Consider the following 17,363-nt stretch of genomic DNA (forward strand, 5'->3'; position numbering starts at 1 on the left):
CCATGAACGAGCGCAAACTGCAAACGGCCAATCATCCGAACTTGCGAGTCATTGATCGCCGGGAATGGTTCCGGCAATGGATGCGTGGTGGTGCGACGTTGGTGATTGCACTGATCGCGTACTTCCTTGTGCAGCGAAGAATGTCGGGACGTTGTATCGATCAGGGAACCGGCTGTGCCCAGTGTCGCCTAAGCGTGACATGTCAGATTCGCCAACCGTCATGGTCGGATTCACGTCCAAGGAGGCAGCGATGATGAACGCGGACCATCGCGAATCACGGCGTCAATTCGTCGGTGATATGACTCGGGCCGTTGGCGTTTTGGCGGTTGGTGCCGTTGCCGGCGGAGTGGCCGGACGCTCGGCAATCGGACAAGAAATGCGTTGGCAGATCGACCCGGATCGTTGCGTGGGATGCAGCGAATGTGCAACCGAATGCGTTTTGGATGAATCCGCGGTCAAGTGTGTCCAATGCTTTGACATGTGTGGGTATTGCGACATCTGCACGGGTTACCTGGATCCCAACTACACCGCCGTCGACACGGCCGCGGAGAACCAGCTTTGTCCGACCGCGGCCATCGAACGTCGATTCGTTGAAGAAAAAGCCGGCCAGAAGTTCTACGAATACACCATCGACCCCGAAGCCTGCATTGGTTGTGGAAAGTGCGTGAAGGGATGCGCGTTGATGAACGGTTCGCTGTACCTGCAGGTCATGCAGGACAAATGTGTGAACTGCAACGAATGTGCGATCAGTCGTGCCTGTCCCACCGAAGCATTCCTGCAAGTCCCCGCCGACCGGCCGTATCTGTTGAAACGCCAGGCACAAGAGTTGTTGACCAATAGGCCGACACCCACGGATCAATCGAAGGCCCTTCTGCAACAGGTGACGCTGCGATGATTGAAACGGTGTTGGTGGCGGGCATTGGTGAATCGTCGGCGACGTTGCAAGCATTCTTGTTGGGAAATCTGATTCCCACGCCTCAGTTTTCCGATCACGCCATTCCGGTATCGGAACAACCGGCGGCCAGTGGTTTCTGGTGGGAATGCTTGGACTTGAGTCTGCTTTTGGTCGCGCTAGCCCTGGCCAGCTATTTCGCCCTGGTTTCTCGTTCGCGTCGGTCGCTGTTTGGGTTGTCCGCGTTTTCGCTGGTCTGGTTTGGTTTCATTCGCCAGGGCTGCGTTTGTTCGGTGGGTTCAGTACAGAATGTCGCCTATGCGATGACCGACGCGTCTTATGCCGTTCCGCTGACAGTGATCGGGTTTTTCTGTTTGCCGATTCTGTTCGCACTCTATTCCGGGCGTGTCTTTTGCTCGGGCGTTTGCCCCTTGGGGGCGATCCAAGAAATGGTGGCTGTTCGAAACGTCCAGATTCCCAAATGGATCGACCATGGTTTAGGGGTGGTGCCGTGGATCTATTTGGGAGCCGCGGTCATCTTTGCAGCCAGCGGAGGCATGTTTTTGATCTGTCGCTACGATCCGTTCGTCGGTTTTTTTCGCTTCAGCGGAAACGCTGGCATGATTCTGTTCGGAACGTTCTTGCTGCTTGTCGGCGTGTTTGTCGGCAGACCCTATTGTCGCTTTCTTTGTCCCTATGGTGCTTTGTTGTCCGCGTGTTCCGGCGTCGCGCGATCGAACGTGCGGATTCCACCGGGCGACTGTATTCGTTGCGGTCTATGTCGCGATGCTTGTCCCTATGGTGCGATCGAGCCACCTAGCGAAACGGCCACCGATCAAGAAACAGTTTCGGGGAAACGACGTCTAATATTTGTCTTCGCTGCCACCCCGGTGTTGATCATCGGCTTGGCAATCATGGGCTATCGCCTTGGACCGGCTCTTTCGGGTTTGGAATTTGATGTGCAACTGGCAAGTCAGTTGCAGCATGAAGCGGCTGATCCCCAGTGGCCAACCAACGACGCCAGTGACGCGTTTCGCGCAGCGCAGGGCGACGCCGATCAGCTGTTGTTGGACGCGGTCGAAACACAGCATCGGTATCGCTACGCCGGTGTGGGGCTTGGTGTCTGGATTGCACTGGTCGTCGTTGGCAAATCGGTTTCTTTGTGTCGCCGTCGACAGCAAGACGAGTTTGTTGCTGATCGATCGGCATGCGTTTCCTGTGGGCGTTGCTTTGAATTCTGTCCCGTCGAACATGCCAAACAAGGCGTCGTGGGATTGCCAACGATTCAGGGGGAACATCGTCCATGAATCTGTTTCAGGTGTTCTATCGAAACCGCAACGGATTGTCGGTGGTTGCCACGTGGTTTCTGTTGTTCGTCGGAGTCGCGTTGTTCTTCGATTTCGGCGGCCGAATCATCGACCCGTATAGCGATTCAAAGTTGCAGCAATTGAAACTTGAATTGCGTGAACAACCGAATGACGATTCGCTGAAGCACCAGATCCGCGAACGTGATCAACATGTTCGACAACAGTATTTTCGTCGCAAGGCGTTCACTTGGTGGGGCGCACGGTTGTGTCTGGTCGGTGCGGTGATTGTGTTCCTGGCATCGCGGCGTTTGGGACCAATGTCCGATCCGTCGCGAATCCAAATACAGGGTGGTGATCCGGAACCAAGTGACTTTCATCGCAATTCAACCTGGGGCATGTCTGCTGTCACCGTTCTGGTTGCGGCATGTCTGATGGTGGCGGTGTTGTTGCAAAGGAATGGCCAACAAGACCTGTCAGCGGCACTCGCTGCGTCACGTGCGGTCGAAGATTCTGCTATCGAACGCGATCAAGCTGACGGTGGGAAAGCTGCCAGCGCCCTGCCTGAGATCCAGAATGTAGTGACGCCGGTATCGGCAGAAGAATTTGCGAGCAACTGGTATCGATTTCGTGGGCCACGGGGTGATGGAACCAGTGCAATGTCGTCTTTGGATTTTCGCTGGGATGCAGATACCGGCGAAGGCATCCTGTGGAAGGTGCCGGTCGAATGTCCCGGCAATGGATCTCCGGTGGTGTGGGGTGACCGTGTGTTTTTGGCGTCGGCGGACGAAACGCGACGTTGCGTTCAGAGCTTTTCGGTCTCCGATGGGACGCTGCTTTGGACGAAAGAAATAGAGCATCCGGATCCCACGCGTCCCCCCGTCGAAGTCAGTGAAGACACGGGCTACGCCGCATCGACGATGACCACCAATGGCCAATTGGCGTTCGCTATTTTTGCGGATGGATTGTTGGTGGCTCTGGATCGTGATGGCAATGAAGTGTGGTTAAGGGATTTGGGCCCACTGGAAAACATTTATGGGCACGCTTCTTCCTTGGTGCTGTCGGGTGACCGATTGATCGTGCAGTTGGACCAAGGCAGCAAGTCCGACAACGCATCACGAATCGACGTGTTGAACGTTGCCACAGGCGACGCGGTTTATTCCATTGCACGAGAGGTGCCCGCGTCGTGGTCGACCCCGATCGTCGCCAATCGAGACGGGCAGGATGTGTTGATCGCTTGTGCGGATCCTTGGGTCATCGCCTACAACCTAAGCGACGGATCCGAATGCTGGCGCTGTGCAGCACTACGCCAGGATGTCGGTCCGTCTCCTGTTTTTTCGGACCAGCACGTGGTTGTCGCGAACGAATCGCCCGGAGCGACGGCAATTCGTTGGGGAGGCACCGGGGACGTGACCGAAACGCATGTTGATTGGACAGCGGAATACAGCATTCCGGACACAACCAGCCCGCTGATCGTCGGCGACCTTGTCTTGATGCTGACGTCCTATGGAACTCTTGCGGCATACGATGCCGGCGCCGGTGGTGAACCACTGTGGGAGATCGATTACGAGGACAACTTCCAGGCTTCCCCCACGCGTTTTGGTGACGACGTCCTACTGGTCGGCGAAACAGGATTGTGCTGGACGGTTCGTCCCAGCGAAGACGGGTGTGAAACGATCACCGAATCGAACTTGGGCGAAGACTGTGTGACCAGCCCCGCCGTCGCCAACGGCAAGATTTTCCTGCGAGGTCGTGAACACCTTTATTGTTTAGGACCCCAGAAATGAGTGCGGTTGTCAAAGAAATGATTGGGGTGGATTCGCCAAAGACGGACGTGGATTTGGCATTCGTCGATGATGCCGTGCGTCGCATCGGACGTACCCCGGATGCCGTCGTTCCGTTGCTGCAGTCCATTCAAAAGCATTATCGCTATCTGCCATCGTCTGCGCTTCAGCGCGTCTGTGAATTAACCGACATCACCCCCGCTTCGATCGCAGGAGTGTCCACGTTCTATACTCAGTTTCGGCATCGGCCGATGGGACGCCATCACGTTCAGGTTTGCTGCGGAACGGCATGCCACGTGAAGGGGGCTGACCTATTGATCGAAACGCTTCGAACTGATCTGGGGATGGATCCGACACAGGATACCGATCCAAACCAACAGTTTACGATTGAACCGGTGGCATGTTTGGGATGTTGTACCCTTGCACCGGTGGTTCAAGTCGACGACCAAGTCTTTGGGCGGCTTGCACCTGCCGAAGTGGCCAAGAAGGTTCGATCAGTGGATGCGAAAGCACCTGGATCAAAGACCTCAATTGCGATGCCGCATCGGATGCCCGAAGGTGCCGGCGAAATTCGCGTCGGCTTGGGGTCATGCTGTGTCGCGCAGGGAAGTCGACGCGTGTTCGACAAGGCCGCCGCGATTGCGTCCGAGTTGGGCGTGGATGCCAAAGTCAAAAGCGTCGGATGCGTGGGAATGTGTCACCAGACGCCGCTGTTGGAAGTCTGCAAACGCGACGGCACGACCGAGACGTTCGCACGGGTGGTCGAAGCGGACGTCGATCGAATTTTGCGTTCAAGCTTTCCGCGGAAAAGCTTGCTGTCAAGATTTGCATCGGCCGCACACCACTTGTTGGATGTTGTTTACGAAGGAGAACCGCCGTCCGACGACGCAACGACACCGCTGGAAACCGAGTGTGGTCCGGTTTGTGATTTTCTGGGACCCCAGAAACGAATTGCCACTGATAACAGTGGTGCGATCGATCCTCTGGACCTTGCAGAGTACAAACGGTTCGGTGGTTTTGAATCACTGCGACGCTGTGCACTCGAGCGATTGCCGCAAGAGATCATTGACCAGGTACGTGTGTCTGGACTGCGAGGGCGCGGAGGCGGCGGCTTTCCGTCGGCGGCGAAGTGGCAAATCGTTTCGGACACGCAATCCGATCAAAAGTATGTCATTTGTAACGGTGATGAAGGTGATCCCGGCGCGTTCATGGATCGTATGCTGCTGGAATCCTTTCCCTATCGCGTGATCGAAGGTTTGGCGATCGCCGCGCTGGCTGTCGGGGCTCGTCAAGGATATTTCTATATCCGCGCGGAATACCCACTTGCGGTGACGCGTATTCGCGAAGCGATTGGGCGGTGCAAGGAAGCAAACATCTTGGGGCCAAACATTCTGGGAAGCGACCATTCGCTGGACTTTGAAATCAAAGAAGGTGCCGGCGCGTTCATTTGCGGCGAAGAAACCGCGCTGATTCATTCGATCGAAGGTGGTCGTGGAACGCCGCGTTTGCGTCCGCCCTACCCTGCCCAGTCGGGACTTTGGAAAAAGCCCACGTTGATCAATAACGTCGAAACCCTGGCGATGGTGCCATGGATTCTGCGTCACGGCGGCGAACAATACGCTGGCGTGGGAACACCGGCCAGCAAAGGAACCAAGGTGTTCGCGTTGACCGGAAAGGTACAGCGCGGAGGGCTGATCGAAGTCCCGATGGGAATCACGATTCGCGAAATCGTGAACTCGATCGGCGGCGGCGTGCCCGAAGGCCGGACATTCAAGGCGGTGCAGGTCGGCGGACCGTCGGGGGGATGTATTCCGGCGGAATTGGCCGACACGCCAGTGGACTATGAGGCATTGCGAGGTGTCGGTGCGATCATGGGAAGCGGTGGTTTGGTTGTTTTGGACGACACCGACTGCATGGTGGATATCGCGCGGTATTTCCTGCGTTTTACCCAGGACCAGTCATGCGGCAAATGTACGTATTGTCGTGTGGGGACCAAGCGTTTGCTTGAGATTTTGGATCGCATGTGCGAGGGGAAGGGAAAGAAGGCTGATCTGGCCACCCTGGAATCGCTTTGCGAAAGCGTCGCCCAAGGCAGCTTATGTGGACTTGGTAAAACAGCCCCCAACCCCGTTCTTTCGACGCTGAAGTATTTCCGAGATGAATACGAAGCCCACCTTCGTGGTGTGTGTCCCTCGGGGCGATGCAAAAACTTGATCTCATACCAAGTTCAAGACAATTGCATCGGATGTACGCTTTGCAGCCAACAGTGCCCGGTGGATGCAATACCAATGACGCCCTATCGCATTCATTCGATTGATGACAGTCGGTGCACACGATGTGACGCATGTCGAACGGTCTGTCCCGAAGATGCCATTCGAATCGTGTCGGGTCCACAAGGTGAATCGCGATGAGGAATACCGGCATTCGATTGATCGACACTTGGATCGTGAATTCATTGGGACGTCGATCCTGGAAACATGCGGGGCAAACAGCGATACAGGAGATTAGGGATGCCAACAATACGCATTGATCAGACGGATGTTGTGGTCGATCCCGGCACGACTGTCCTGGAAGCTGCCCGGTCGGTCGGGATTGAAATACCGACGCTATGCTATTTGAAAGGCTATGACCCATCAGCCTCGTGCCAAGTTTGCCTGGTGCGCGATGTTGCCACCGGACGCATGGTTCCTAGTTGTGCAACCACCGCGACCGATGGTCTGCAAATCGAAAGTGAATCGGATGAAGTCCACGCGGCGCGCCGGACGGCTCTGGAACTGTTGCTTAGCGAGCACGTGGGGGATTGTCTAGCGCCGTGCCACTTCGCCTGTCCCGCGCACATGGACATTCCATTGATGTTGCGTCAGATCGGTGATCAGGAATGGTCTGCAGCGATCGAAACGATCAAAAACGACATCGCATTTCCGGCCATTTTGGGACGCATCTGCACCAAGCCTTGTGAAAAGGGATGTCGACGAAACGCCGCAGATGACCCAGTCGCGGTGTGTCAATTGAAGCAAGTTGTTGCCGACAAAGACTTGGCGACCGGTGACGGTTACCAACCCGAACCAAGGATCGCATCTGGAAAACGTGTTGCCATCATTGGCGCTGGTTTGACCGGTCTGTCGGCAGCCTACTACCTGACTCGGCTTGGGCATCGATGCCAGGTTTTGGAGAAAGCGTCGCAGCCAGGTGGCCGGCTGCACGCATTGGGTGCCGATGCTTTGCCGCCAGCGGTTCTGGCATCAGAGATTCAGCGAGTTCGTCAGGTTGGGTTCGAATTGACCTGCGATCGAACGGTCCAGTCGGCGGATGAATTTACGACACTGTTGGACGACTTTGATGCGGTCCTGGTGGCTTGGGGCGAAGGCCAAATGCAGGCGGCACAGCGGTTGGGATTGAAGACGAACCGAAAAGGCATCCAGGTGGATCGTGCGACCTACGCCACGGATATCGATCAGGTATTTGCCGCGGGAAACGCCGTTCGTGGAAACGCACTCTTTGTACGCAGCACGGCGGATGGGAAAGAAGCGGCTGTTTGCATCGATCAGTACCTGACCCTGGGAAAAACGACCGGAATCTCTCGGTCTTTTTCATCTCGGATGGGAAAGGTCGCACCCCAAGAACTGGGTCAGTTTGTACAAGACGCCGGACACGCACCCTTGGCCACGGAGCAATTGGTGGTGGACGAATCGACCGGTGGTGTGGATTCCGTCACAGCCGCGAAGCAGTCCGGCCGTTGTCTGGCTTGTGGGTGCGTGGCCCATGGAAACTGTCGATTGGAACATTGGGCATCAAAATACAATGCCGACCCGGGACGATTTGGATCTCGTCAAGCGACCTACGAAGTGGTGGGTCGCGGTGGCGACGTTTTGTTCGAACCCGGTAAGTGCATCAAGTGCGAGTTGTGCATTCAGATCGCCTCAAAGTCCAAATCAGATCTTGGGCTGTCATTCGTCGGCCGTGGTTTTGATGTTCGCGTCGGCGTTCCGTTTGACCGTTCCTGGGAAGACGCCGTTCGCTCGGTTGCCCAGGAATGCGTCGATGCCTGTCCGACAGGGGCCATCTATTTTCGCTGGCGTGATGTCGACGTGGTGGACTTGGGCGAATCAAAGACGAAATCCCAATGAACAGTCATTCGAAGGAAGGTGCCGATTCTTGAGACGCTAGAAATTTTCGCAAGCGTGCCAAGTGATCGGTGTTGATCAAGTCGACGTTTGCGTCGACAAGAACTTGCCATAGGTTTTGGTCTTCGGGAGTGGCCCAGAATCGAAGGGTGCGACCCGCACGATGAGCCTTGGTGACGATCTGCTGCAGCTTTTGTTTGTCGTCATCTGCGATGGGGCCTGAACCCCGATAGGCGAAGTGGCTGGTCCATCGATCGCTGATCATTGGCATCAGGTGGGCGGGCATGTCGGAATCAAGGTCGCTCAGCCGACCATCAATTCCAGCGTAACGTGTCGACTGTTCAGCCATCATCTCGATCGGTCGGTTGCCGCTGATGACAACACTGATCGCACCGGTGACTTGCTTTCCGTCTTTGACGTGAGTCAACATAAAAGCGTACTCGGACAACAATTCATGCAGCGCCGCATAGGTCGTTTCGCCATTGTCTTTGATGTCGACCAGCAAGATGAATTCGATGGGATGCTGGTAAACCGATCCTTGGAATTTTCGGACACGGCGACTTAGCGGATCCAGGTACATTGACCTTAGCGTACGGTCGGGGCTGATCTGATCGGCATCGTGGGCCACCACCAAATCGCCGTCGCGCAGAAAGATGTCCGCTTCCACGCTTCCAAATCCGTTGGCCAGGGCATCCGTCAACGGCTGTGGGCGCGTGTAATCGTTGTGGGAATGTGCCGCCGGATAGACACGCTCCGGTGATTGCGATTCGGCGTTCTGTGGAGACCCGATCAGGGCAACGCACCATGACAAAATCAATAGGGTTCGCATCGAACAATCTCTACTTCATGAAATGATCACAAGATGTCGGTGCGCCGATAGAACACTCGGCCGCTGACATCCATCGGCACCTTAGCGATTGCCGATTGCGTGTGCGATCGGGCGCGGATGTTCACAAGCTATTTGACGGCATCGGTGATGCCGCACGCTGGCGGGACAGGCAGCTCGCCCAAGGCAGCTTGACTTTCGGTGAAAGAGAACATGCGAGTCGTGTCACCGGCGACCCACCACCCGATGTTCCAAGGCATTCGAGTGATGACGCGACGAGTTTTCGTCCGGTGTGATCATGACGACGCGGGGACACAGAAAACAGATCCACGCCGAATGCATCGAAACGCACGCGACCGACTCGAATGAGCCATTCAGACTAGTTGGCGGTGCAATGCCTTATGGGACGACCCATCGGCGAACATGGCAAAAATACTGCGGCGTTGGCCACGACGTGACGGTTTGGAACGATTGGGCGGATCGCGAACCGCAAGTTTCCGACCAGCGTTCTAGCTAAACGAAGCTAGCCCGCGATGATCGACCGTGATCGGATCTGCGGAACGATCGCGTTCGACGAATCCTGTTCCGCTTCGGCGGGAGGATCGCCCACCCAGTGACTCGATCGGCCTTGGATTGTGACCAGTCTTTTGAAGGGGTCGACGACCAAAGTGGCAAACAATGGATCTGCGTAGCTGACCCATTTTCGTGGTCCTCCCACCCAATGATACGAGGCCGAATTTACATGCAGGTACGGGATGCCACTGATCTCCAGCAGTTGGTCAATGTGCGTGTGTCCGTTCAAGCACAACACGACCTTGCGACGGTGAGCTTCAAGGATTTTACGAACAGCATCGGCATTGTCGACGGCGGCTCGTCCGGCAAGCGGTTGATGACTGCAAACGACGACGGGCCGGTCGGCGTCAGCCAAACTTTGGTCCAGCCATTCCAGTTGCTCGGGCCCGACGTAGCTCGGGTATCCACCATGTTGATCGTGTGTCGGAGAACCCTTGTCATTGCCGTCCAGCACCAGCACGCACAATGGGCCGACGTCATGGCGGTAAAAACGTCCAGGTATTCCCCACGATTCGACACAGGCGTCTGGCGTGTGTCCAAAATCCAGATCGTGATTTCCGATCACGTGAATCGGGTGCTTGGTGATCTCGTTGAACGAATCGACCAGCCGCTGATGGCGTGGCTCGGGGAAGGCAAAATCACCCAACTGAATCAGCGAATCGGGCGACGCTGTGGACATGCGATCCAGAAACATGCCTAGGCGATCTTGAGCATTTTTTGCCAACCCGACGTGCGGGTCGGCGATCAATCCAAAGGTGACCGGGGGACCGGCAACCGGTACTTCGGACAAGGCGGATGATGCGATCGTGATGCTGCCGGCCGCAAGCACGGGGAATAATCGACGTCGCGAGAGGGCTGGGGAATGCATGTGTTCGTTGCTCTTCGTCTGGAAACGATCGGCGTGTTGATCACGACGACATTGGAGGACGATCTGAGTTTGGCCGCCGCCGAGTGACGGAACAACGACTTCTTACGCAATCTTCATGGTTTCAGGGATGCTGGCGTCAGGAGTCGATATTCCGCCGCATTCCGAGTGGTAACGGTCGCTTCGGGTATGGCCGATGCGATGGATCGCCGACGCGATACAATTAACAGCACGTTTCAGTGATTCGCCAGGAAATTCGGACGACAAGGGTGACTTTGATGGCAGCAAGCACGGCCGAAACGGCGTTTCCAAAGCTGAACGAGAATGAGATGGCGATCGTGTCCGAAGTCGGCGATCTTCGTGAGGTTGCCGATGGTACTGTGCTTTTCCGCGAAGGTGATCGTGAGTTTTCTTTCTTCGTTGTTCGCGAAGGAACCGTCCGCATCACTGAGGCGTCGTCGGGAAAACCAAACGAAATTGCGGTTCATGGCCCCGGGGAGTTTACCGGCGACGTATCAATGCTGACCAATCGGCCTTCGGTGGTAACGGCCGTGGCGGTCGGGAATTGCCAGTTGATCGAAGTGCCGTATTGTCAGGTCCGCCAGATGATTGCGGATCTTCCGGAATTGAGCGACCGTTTATTGGACGCCTTTCAGGTCCGTCGCCGAATGTTGGAGGAGTCTGGGTTTCTGGGAATCCGAGTCGTCGGCGCGGCCAATTCTGGTGAAACGTTACGCTTTCGCGAGTTCTTTTACAAAAACAAAGTGCCTTACACTTTTATCGATGTTGCCAGTCCCCAAGGGCAATCTGCGATCAAGGATTGGGACATCAAAGACGAACAAACACCCGTCATCGCATGCAGCCAGAATGTCATCCCGCGACCTTCGCTTGCAAAGGTCGCCGAGTGTTTGGGGATCGCCAGAGATGTCCGCAGTCAGCCTTACGATGTGGTCATCGTCGGGGCCGGGCCGGCCGGTTTGGCGGCAGCGGTTTACGGTGCCTCCGAAGGTTTGGAAACCTTGTTGGTCGATAGTGTCGGACCCGGCGGCCAAGCGGGGCAAAGTTCGCGCATCGAGAATTACATGGGGTTTCCGGCTGGTTTGCCGGGAACGGAATTGGCCAATCTTGGATTTCTCCAGGCCATGAAATTCAATGCTGATTTCTTGGCTCCCGTTTCGGTCACCTCGGTCACTCCGACATCCGACGGCATGCATGAGGTGCAATTTTGTACGGGACAATCGGTCAGGACCAAAACGATCCTGATCGCCACCGGCGTTTCTTACCGACGGTTGCCCGTCGATGGTGCCGATCGTTTCGAAGGATCGGGGCTTTACCATTCCGCAACCACCGTCGAATCGCGGTCATGTCGGGATTCGATGGCGGTGGTGGTGGGAGGCGGAAATTCCGCTGGTCAGGCAGCGATGTATCTGTCGGGGCATGCCAGCGAAGTTCGATTGCTGATTCGCGGAGACAACCTACGCAAGAGCATGTCTGACTACCTTGCGCGTCGAATCGAATCCAATCCGAACATTCACGTCATGTTGAATACGGAAATCGATCAGTTGGATGGTGAAGATTGCGTCCGGCAAGTTGTCGTTCGTAACAACCAAGATCAATCATCCCAAACGCTTGGTTGCCAGGCCGTTTTTGTGTTCGTCGGTGCCAAGCCGCACACCGATTGGCTGGGGGATACGGTGGCACTGGATCGTCGTGGTTTCATTTTGACGGGGCCTGCTTTAAGACAGGCGGACGCGTGGTCGGCGTCGCGTGAACCCTGCGAACTGGAAACCAGCCGACCAGGAATCTTTGCCGCCGGTGATGTCCGCAGCGGAACGACAAAGCGTTGTGCGTTTGCCGCGGGTGACGGCGCACTGGGAATCACCTGTGTTCACCAATACCTTCAAAACCATGTCGAACACTCGGCAACTTCGGATCACCCGAACTGATCACGACTGTTCGGATTTCATCACCGGGCAGTGCTGAGGGATTTCTGAAACGCGTGCGCGAAGATACGGACTCCGGTGTCAAGCGTTGTTGGTTCCACCGACGCAAGCCGCTGCGGTATTCGTTCGCATAGCGACCCATGCGGCGGGTGGGGGAAACGCTGTCCAAAGGTGGCGACTGCGACGATTTGCGTCAGCCACCGCGTGGCTGATTTCGGTGTGAAAGCCGCTATGGTGCAAGTTGGTCGATCGGCCCACGGCACTCGCCGGTATAGGGCACTGCTCTGACCGCCGCCGCATTTTAACCGTCTTGGCGGAACGATCTTCCTTTCGGTCATTGATGGACTGAATGTGCGATATATCGTGATGTCGCGAGGTGTTTGTTTCGTGGAGTGTTCTGATGGATCCGCTGGCAATCGCGTTCGGTGCGGTCGTCGGATTGGCTCTTGGGCTGACCGGCGGCGGGGGCGGAATATTCGCCGTTCCCTTGCTGGTTTATGGGCTGTCGGTTTCACCCAGGGAAGCCGTGGGGATTTCTCTGGCAGCGGTGGGGGGAACCGCATTGCTGGGCGTGGTTCAAAGAGTCATCCGGCACGAAGTGGAATTCCGAACGGGAATCCTTTTCGCCGTCGCGGGCATGATCAGTGCTCCGGTTGGTGCGTTTGTTGCAACGCGGTTGCCGGGCGAGTTGTTGTTGGTGTTGTTTGCGGTCTTGATGCTAGTGGTGGCTTGGCAACTGTGGCACAAGGCGACTCATGCACCGGATGTCGCACCGAACAGTTGCCAGTCAGAAGACGGTGGTTCCGATCGCCGACGTTGCCAGCGGGATGCCGACGGTCAGCTTCGTTTGACTTCCCGGTGTGCACGCTTGTTGCTGCTGATCGGCCTGATGACGGGTTTCTTGTCCGGAATCTTTGGGATCGGTGGCGGGTTTGTGATCGTCCCGGCATTGGTCTTGGCCAGCGGTATGTCAATCCACCGAGCCGTCGGGACATCGTTGTTGGTCATCGTCTTGATCAGCATTAGTGGCGTCACGTCGCATCTCGCCGGCGGCAACGACATCTCTCTCTCGATCACATCCCTGTTCATCATCGGTGGTTTCGCCGGCATGTGGCTGGGAGGGGCGATCGGGAAGCACTTACCCGCAGCGTCACTGCAGAAGGTTTTCGCTGTCGCAATCGTGCTGGTTGCCATCTTTATCGTGTCGAAACAGATCGTCTTGCAAATGTCCCTTTAGACAGGAGTGTCCAAGGTGTTGTTGAAATATTTTTACGATGACAAGCTGGCTCATGCCTCGTATCTGGTCGGGTGTCAGCGAGCCAACGTTGCTCTGATTGTCGATCCAGGGCGTGATATCGAACAGTATCTTTCCGTCGCCAAGTCCGAGGGGATGGAGATCACGGCAATCGCCGAAACACACATCCATGCCGATTATGTATCGGGCGCACGTGAACTTGCGGAACGAGTCAATGCGAAGCTGTATGTTTCCGATGAAGGGCCCAGCGATTGGAAATATCAATACGCTTCCCAGTATGACCATCAACTGCTTCACGACGGCGACGAATTCTTGATCGGCAATCTGAAGTTCACGGTCATGCACACGCCCGGGCACACGCCGGAAAGTTTGTCCTTTCTGCTAACCGACATGGGTGGTGGTGCCGATCTGCCGATGGGGATTTTTACAGGGGATTTTGTGTTTGTGGGATCGATCGGACGACCCGATCTTTTGGAGGAAGCCGCGGGCATCGCAGACACCGCGGAACCCGGGGCGCGCGATCTGTTCGCATCGATCGAACGGTTTCGTGCCCTGCCCGATTACCTGCAGGTATGGCCGGCACACGGGGCGGGTAGCGCCTGTGGGAAGGGATTGGGCGCGATCCCATCGTCGACCGTTGGGTATGAAAAGCGGTTCAATCCGGCGCTGCAGTATCAAGATGAACAAGAATTCGTTCGTTACATCCTGGCGGATCAACCGGAGGCACCGAAATACTTTGCGGTGATGAAACGTGTCAACAAGCAGGGCCCTAAGGTTCTGGGGCCCAACCATCGGCATCAAATGCTGTCGGCGTCCGAGATTGAAGATGCCATTGCAACAGGAAATGTGGTCGATCTGCGTTCCGCCGATGCCTTCGCAGAAGCACACGTTCCTGGATCGATCAACATTCCCGTCGGAATGCTTGCGGGATGGGCGGGGTGGTTGTTGGACTATGCAAAGCCGACCTATTTGATCACCGGTGAAGAAACGCTTGAGGAAGCCGCCAGGGTATTGCACAAGATCGGATGCGATCAAATCGCCGGTGGTTTTGATGCAAGAGAGTTAATCGTCGCCGGGCACGCATCGGAATCCTATCGCAATCAATCCGTCGATCAACTGAGTGAGGCGGTGTTGTCCGGAAAAGTCACATTGCTGGACGTTCGATCGGCCGACGAATGGAATGCCGGCCACATTGAAAACGCACGGCATCATTTTCTAGGACGCTTACCGGAAACGGTCACATCCGTTTCGGCGGATCAGCCCGTCGTGGTGCAATGTCGCAGCGGAGCTCGATCCGCGATTGCCGCAAGCGTGCTGCAAGCGGCAGGGATTAAAAAGGTAACGAACCTAGCAGGTGGCTATATGGCTTGGAAATCAGCCGGCTTGCCCACGACCACACAAGACAAATCTGTGCCCGTGTGATCGTCAGGGCTTACCCACCGACAGAACAAACCTGACAACTTCGATTGACGATGAAAGAAAAAGAAACGATGGAAACCTTGGCTCGGTGCATGTCCGTTCGCGCCGTGACGTATTGTGGTTTGGTTTTGATGGCGACCGCTGTTTCCACATCCGCGTTTGCCCAAGACTTAGAACCGCTGCCCGATTCTGCAGCCTTATCATCAGATACCGTTGCGAAAGTGCAATTGGGAAAGAAACTGTACTTTGATCCGCGTCTGTCGGTGACCGGTACCGTTTCTTGCAATACTTGCCACAATCTGATGGAAGGTGGCGATGACGGTCGCATCAGTTCCATGGGCGTGCACGGGCTGACCGGAGCAAGAAATGCGCCGACGGTTTGGAATTCGGCTTTCCAAGGATCGCAGTTCTGGGACGGCCGAGCCCCGACGCTGGAAGAACAGGCCAAAGGTCCGCTGGTTGCGGATGTTGAAATGGGTATGGCGCACCATGATCAAGTGCTTCAGCGTATTCGTAAGATACCCAAGTACGTCGACGAATTTGCCAGCGTGTATGGATCCGGCGAAGGTGTCACCATTGAATTAGCGGTGGATGCGATCGCGGCATTCGAGCGTACGTTGATCACCCCTGGATCAGCCTTGGACCGATATCTAAAGGGTGATGCATCCGCGTTGACGCCCGCCCAAAAACGCGGCATGGAACTGTTCGATTCCGTCGGGTGCACCGAGTGCCATAGCGGCCCCGCTCTGAACGGATGGACGCCCGGCGAAGAGATCGAATACGCGGAGTTTCCGCGGTATGTCGATTCGCCGCTGGTGGTAAGGTATGACTTGGCTTCCGACACAGGGCGTGGTGCACTGACCGAGGAGGCGTTGGACGAGAATATGTTCAAAACACCGACACTGCGAAACATTTCACTGACTGCCCCTTACATGCACAATGGTCGCGTGCCGACGTTGGCCGAGGCTGTCGAAGTGATGGCAGTGACTCAGTTGGATATGGAGTTGGACGAACAAGAAGTCACCGACTTAGTACGTTTCTTGGAAGCAACCGAGGGGCCGTTTCCGGAAATCAGTCTTCCAAGGTTGCCATCGTTGTCGGGCCAATCGATCGTCAAGGATTGATCGGTCCAAAACAGCGTCTGTCGGCATGTTCAATCCGGTCCACGGGGAACCGGATACAATGAACGCGGCTTCGTTTGTTCCATTGTCTCAAGAGTACGTTTGCATTGACTGGTCGCCGGATTGTTTTGTTGGGCATCGGTCACACCAATGCCGATTTTGTCCGGCGTTGGATCGATCATCCGTTGCCCGACGTGGAATTGGTCTGTGTCTCAAAGTTTGACCAGGCGACGTACTCTGGAATGCTACCCGGAACCTTGGGGGGGCAATTCCGTCCTGATCAGATGCAAATCGATTTGCATCGTTTGGTGGACGATGCTGGCGGCAGACTGATCACTGACAACGTGGTCGCGATGGATGCGACGGCCAAAGAGTTGCAGTTGGACGGTGGGGATCGTTTGCGTTTCGACGTACTGTCGATCGGTGTTGGTTCCATCCCGGCGGGGTGTGAAAACTACACGGATGTGTCGGGCTTTGTTCCCATCAAACCGATGCAGACGTTTCTGTCTCGCTTGCACCAGGCACTGGACCTTGATCGTGCTGCAAGGACGCCATCGATCGCCATCGTTGGTGGCGGGGTCGCCAGTGTGGAAATCGCCTTCTGTCTTGATCAATGGCTACGTTTGCGTTCGTCTCAATCGTCGGCACAACTTCAGATCTTTTGTGCCGATCAGCACGTTGCAAGCGGAATGTCGTGCCAGAGCGTCAAGCGATTGGAAGCATTGCTGGCGAATCGTGGAATCAGTGTCGTCCCCAACGCTCGAGTGACCGATGTCCAGACCGGCAAAGTCGTTGTAAATGATGAAAATTCTTTTGGCGCCGACATTGTGGTTTGGGCGACCGGGGCCGCGCCGCCTCACGTCATTCGATCCTTGGGGCTTCCGACCGATTCGCGAGGTTTTATTGCCACCCAGAAGACTCTGCAATCAACGGGCGACCCCGCCGTGTTTGGCGTGGGAGATTGTGGAACCGTGGTGGATTCGCCACATCCCAAGGCAGGTGTCTATGCCGTCCGGCAGAGCCCGGTGTTGTGGCACAACATCCGCGCTTTTCTCGGTGGCCACACTTTGAAAGAATTTCGGCCGCAGAGTGACTTTTTGAAGCTGCTGAATACCGGCGACGGCAAAGCCTTGCTGGAGTATCACCGTTGGACGATTCATTCCCGGTGGTGTTTGTGGCTGAAAAATCGAATTGATCGAAGTTTCATCCGCGAGTTTCAACGCTAAGGCTGGTGTCGGCGCTTTTGGTTGAAATCGC

General features: G+C 55.9%; 13 protein-coding genes. 11 read left to right on the plus strand and 2 right to left on the minus strand.

Annotation, left to right across the window (positions count from 1 at the left end; genetic code table 11):
* Positions 1 to 2: 2 nt before the first annotated feature.
* The 6 genes from HFP54_RS00565 (at position 3) to HFP54_RS00590 (ending at position 8,107) form a co-directional block, all read left to right on the plus strand.
* On the plus strand, positions 3 to 254 hold the full coding sequence (locus HFP54_RS00565; RefSeq protein WP_168563687.1) for an Mtc1 family protein: 252 nt from the start codon (positions 3 to 5) through the stop codon (positions 252 to 254).
* Positions 251 to 895, plus strand: coding sequence for a 4Fe-4S binding protein (locus tag HFP54_RS00570; protein ID WP_197136077.1), 645 nt, complete (start codon positions 251 to 253; stop codon positions 893 to 895). The genes HFP54_RS00565 and HFP54_RS00570 overlap by 4 nt, the downstream gene beginning before the upstream one ends.
* Positions 892 to 2,199: a 4Fe-4S binding protein gene (locus HFP54_RS00575; protein ID WP_168563688.1), complete on the plus strand. Its 1,308-nt coding sequence runs from the start codon at positions 892 to 894 to the stop codon at positions 2,197 to 2,199. Before HFP54_RS00570 ends, HFP54_RS00575 begins: the two co-directional genes overlap by 4 nt.
* Positions 2,196 to 3,983, plus strand: coding sequence for a BamB-related PQQ repeat family beta-propellar protein (locus tag HFP54_RS00580; protein ID WP_168563689.1), 1,788 nt, complete (start codon positions 2,196 to 2,198; stop codon positions 3,981 to 3,983). Before HFP54_RS00575 ends, HFP54_RS00580 begins: the two co-directional genes overlap by 4 nt.
* Entirely contained in the window at positions 3,980 to 6,391 is a 2,412-nt protein-coding gene (locus HFP54_RS00585) for an NAD(P)H-dependent oxidoreductase subunit E (protein WP_206035940.1), read from the plus strand. Before HFP54_RS00580 ends, HFP54_RS00585 begins: the two co-directional genes overlap by 4 nt.
* 99 nt (positions 6,392 to 6,490) lie before the next feature.
* Entirely contained in the window at positions 6,491 to 8,107 is a 1,617-nt protein-coding gene (locus HFP54_RS00590) for an FAD-dependent oxidoreductase (RefSeq protein WP_168563690.1), read from the plus strand.
* A 4-nt stretch (positions 8,108 to 8,111) separates the two neighbouring features.
* Here HFP54_RS00590 and HFP54_RS00595 read toward each other — a convergent pair whose 3' ends face one another.
* Both HFP54_RS00595 and HFP54_RS00600 read right to left on the minus strand, forming a co-directional pair.
* The gene (locus tag HFP54_RS00595; protein WP_168563691.1) at positions 8,112 to 8,933 is read right to left on the minus strand and encodes a phosphatidylinositol-specific phospholipase C/glycerophosphodiester phosphodiesterase family protein; all 822 of its coding nucleotides are present in this window, start codon (positions 8,931 to 8,933) and stop codon (positions 8,112 to 8,114) included.
* Between the two features lie 520 nt (positions 8,934 to 9,453).
* Complete coding sequence (locus tag HFP54_RS00600; protein WP_168563692.1) at positions 9,454 to 10,371, minus strand: metallophosphoesterase family protein; 918 nt, start codon at positions 10,369 to 10,371, stop codon at positions 9,454 to 9,456.
* 275 nt (positions 10,372 to 10,646) lie between these two features.
* Between HFP54_RS00600 and HFP54_RS00605 the strand changes: the two genes are divergently transcribed.
* The 5 genes from HFP54_RS00605 to HFP54_RS00625 all read left to right on the plus strand — a co-directional run bounded on the left by HFP54_RS00605 (position 10,647) and on the right by HFP54_RS00625 (position 17,332).
* The gene (locus tag HFP54_RS00605) at positions 10,647 to 12,314 is read left to right on the plus strand and encodes an FAD-dependent oxidoreductase (protein WP_168563693.1); all 1,668 of its coding nucleotides are present in this window, start codon (positions 10,647 to 10,649) and stop codon (positions 12,312 to 12,314) included.
* A gap of 397 nt (positions 12,315 to 12,711) precedes the next feature.
* Positions 12,712 to 13,548: a sulfite exporter TauE/SafE family protein gene (locus tag HFP54_RS00610; RefSeq protein WP_168563694.1), complete on the plus strand. Its 837-nt coding sequence runs from the start codon at positions 12,712 to 12,714 to the stop codon at positions 13,546 to 13,548.
* A gap of 15 nt (positions 13,549 to 13,563) precedes the next feature.
* A complete protein-coding gene (locus HFP54_RS00615) occupies positions 13,564 to 14,988 on the plus strand; it encodes an MBL fold metallo-hydrolase (RefSeq protein WP_168563695.1) in 1,425 nt (474 codons plus the stop codon).
* A 50-nt stretch (positions 14,989 to 15,038) separates the two neighbouring features.
* Positions 15,039 to 16,109, plus strand: coding sequence for a cytochrome-c peroxidase (locus HFP54_RS00620; protein ID WP_206035941.1), 1,071 nt, complete (start codon positions 15,039 to 15,041; stop codon positions 16,107 to 16,109).
* 104 nt (positions 16,110 to 16,213) lie between these two features.
* A complete protein-coding gene (locus HFP54_RS00625; protein ID WP_168563696.1) occupies positions 16,214 to 17,332 on the plus strand; it encodes a slr1591 family oxidoreductase in 1,119 nt (372 codons plus the stop codon).
* The last annotated feature ends 31 nt before the right edge of the window (positions 17,333 to 17,363 follow it).

The sequence above is a fragment of the Crateriforma spongiae genome (genome assembly GCF_012290005.1).
GTDB lineage: Bacteria > Planctomycetota > Planctomycetia > Pirellulales > Pirellulaceae > Crateriforma > Crateriforma spongiae.

What these genes read in the sequence shown, in the direction of transcription:
- HFP54_RS00565 (WP_168563687.1), top strand. Translation starts at nt 3, where the DNA reads ATGAACGAGCGCAAACTGCAAACGGCCAATCATCCGAACTTGCGAGTC.
- HFP54_RS00570 (WP_197136077.1), top strand. Translation starts at nt 251, where the DNA reads ATGATGAACGCGGACCATCGCGAATCACGGCGTCAATTCGTCGGTGAT.
- HFP54_RS00575 (WP_168563688.1), top strand. Translation starts at nt 892, where the DNA reads ATGATTGAAACGGTGTTGGTGGCGGGCATTGGTGAATCGTCGGCGACG.
- HFP54_RS00580 (WP_168563689.1), top strand. Translation starts at nt 2,196, where the DNA reads ATGAATCTGTTTCAGGTGTTCTATCGAAACCGCAACGGATTGTCGGTG.
- HFP54_RS00585 (WP_206035940.1), top strand. Translation starts at nt 3,980, where the DNA reads ATGAGTGCGGTTGTCAAAGAAATGATTGGGGTGGATTCGCCAAAGACG.
- HFP54_RS00590 (WP_168563690.1), top strand. Translation starts at nt 6,491, where the DNA reads ATGCCAACAATACGCATTGATCAGACGGATGTTGTGGTCGATCCCGGC.
- HFP54_RS00595 (WP_168563691.1), bottom strand. Translation starts at nt 8,933, where the DNA reads ATGCGAACCCTATTGATTTTGTCATGGTGCGTTGCCCTGATCGGGTCT.
- HFP54_RS00600 (WP_168563692.1), bottom strand. Translation starts at nt 10,371, where the DNA reads ATGCATTCCCCAGCCCTCTCGCGACGTCGATTATTCCCCGTGCTTGCG.
- HFP54_RS00605 (WP_168563693.1), top strand. Translation starts at nt 10,647, where the DNA reads ATGGCAGCAAGCACGGCCGAAACGGCGTTTCCAAAGCTGAACGAGAAT.
- HFP54_RS00610 (WP_168563694.1), top strand. Translation starts at nt 12,712, where the DNA reads ATGGATCCGCTGGCAATCGCGTTCGGTGCGGTCGTCGGATTGGCTCTT.
- HFP54_RS00620 (WP_206035941.1), top strand. Translation starts at nt 15,039, where the DNA reads ATGAAAGAAAAAGAAACGATGGAAACCTTGGCTCGGTGCATGTCCGTT.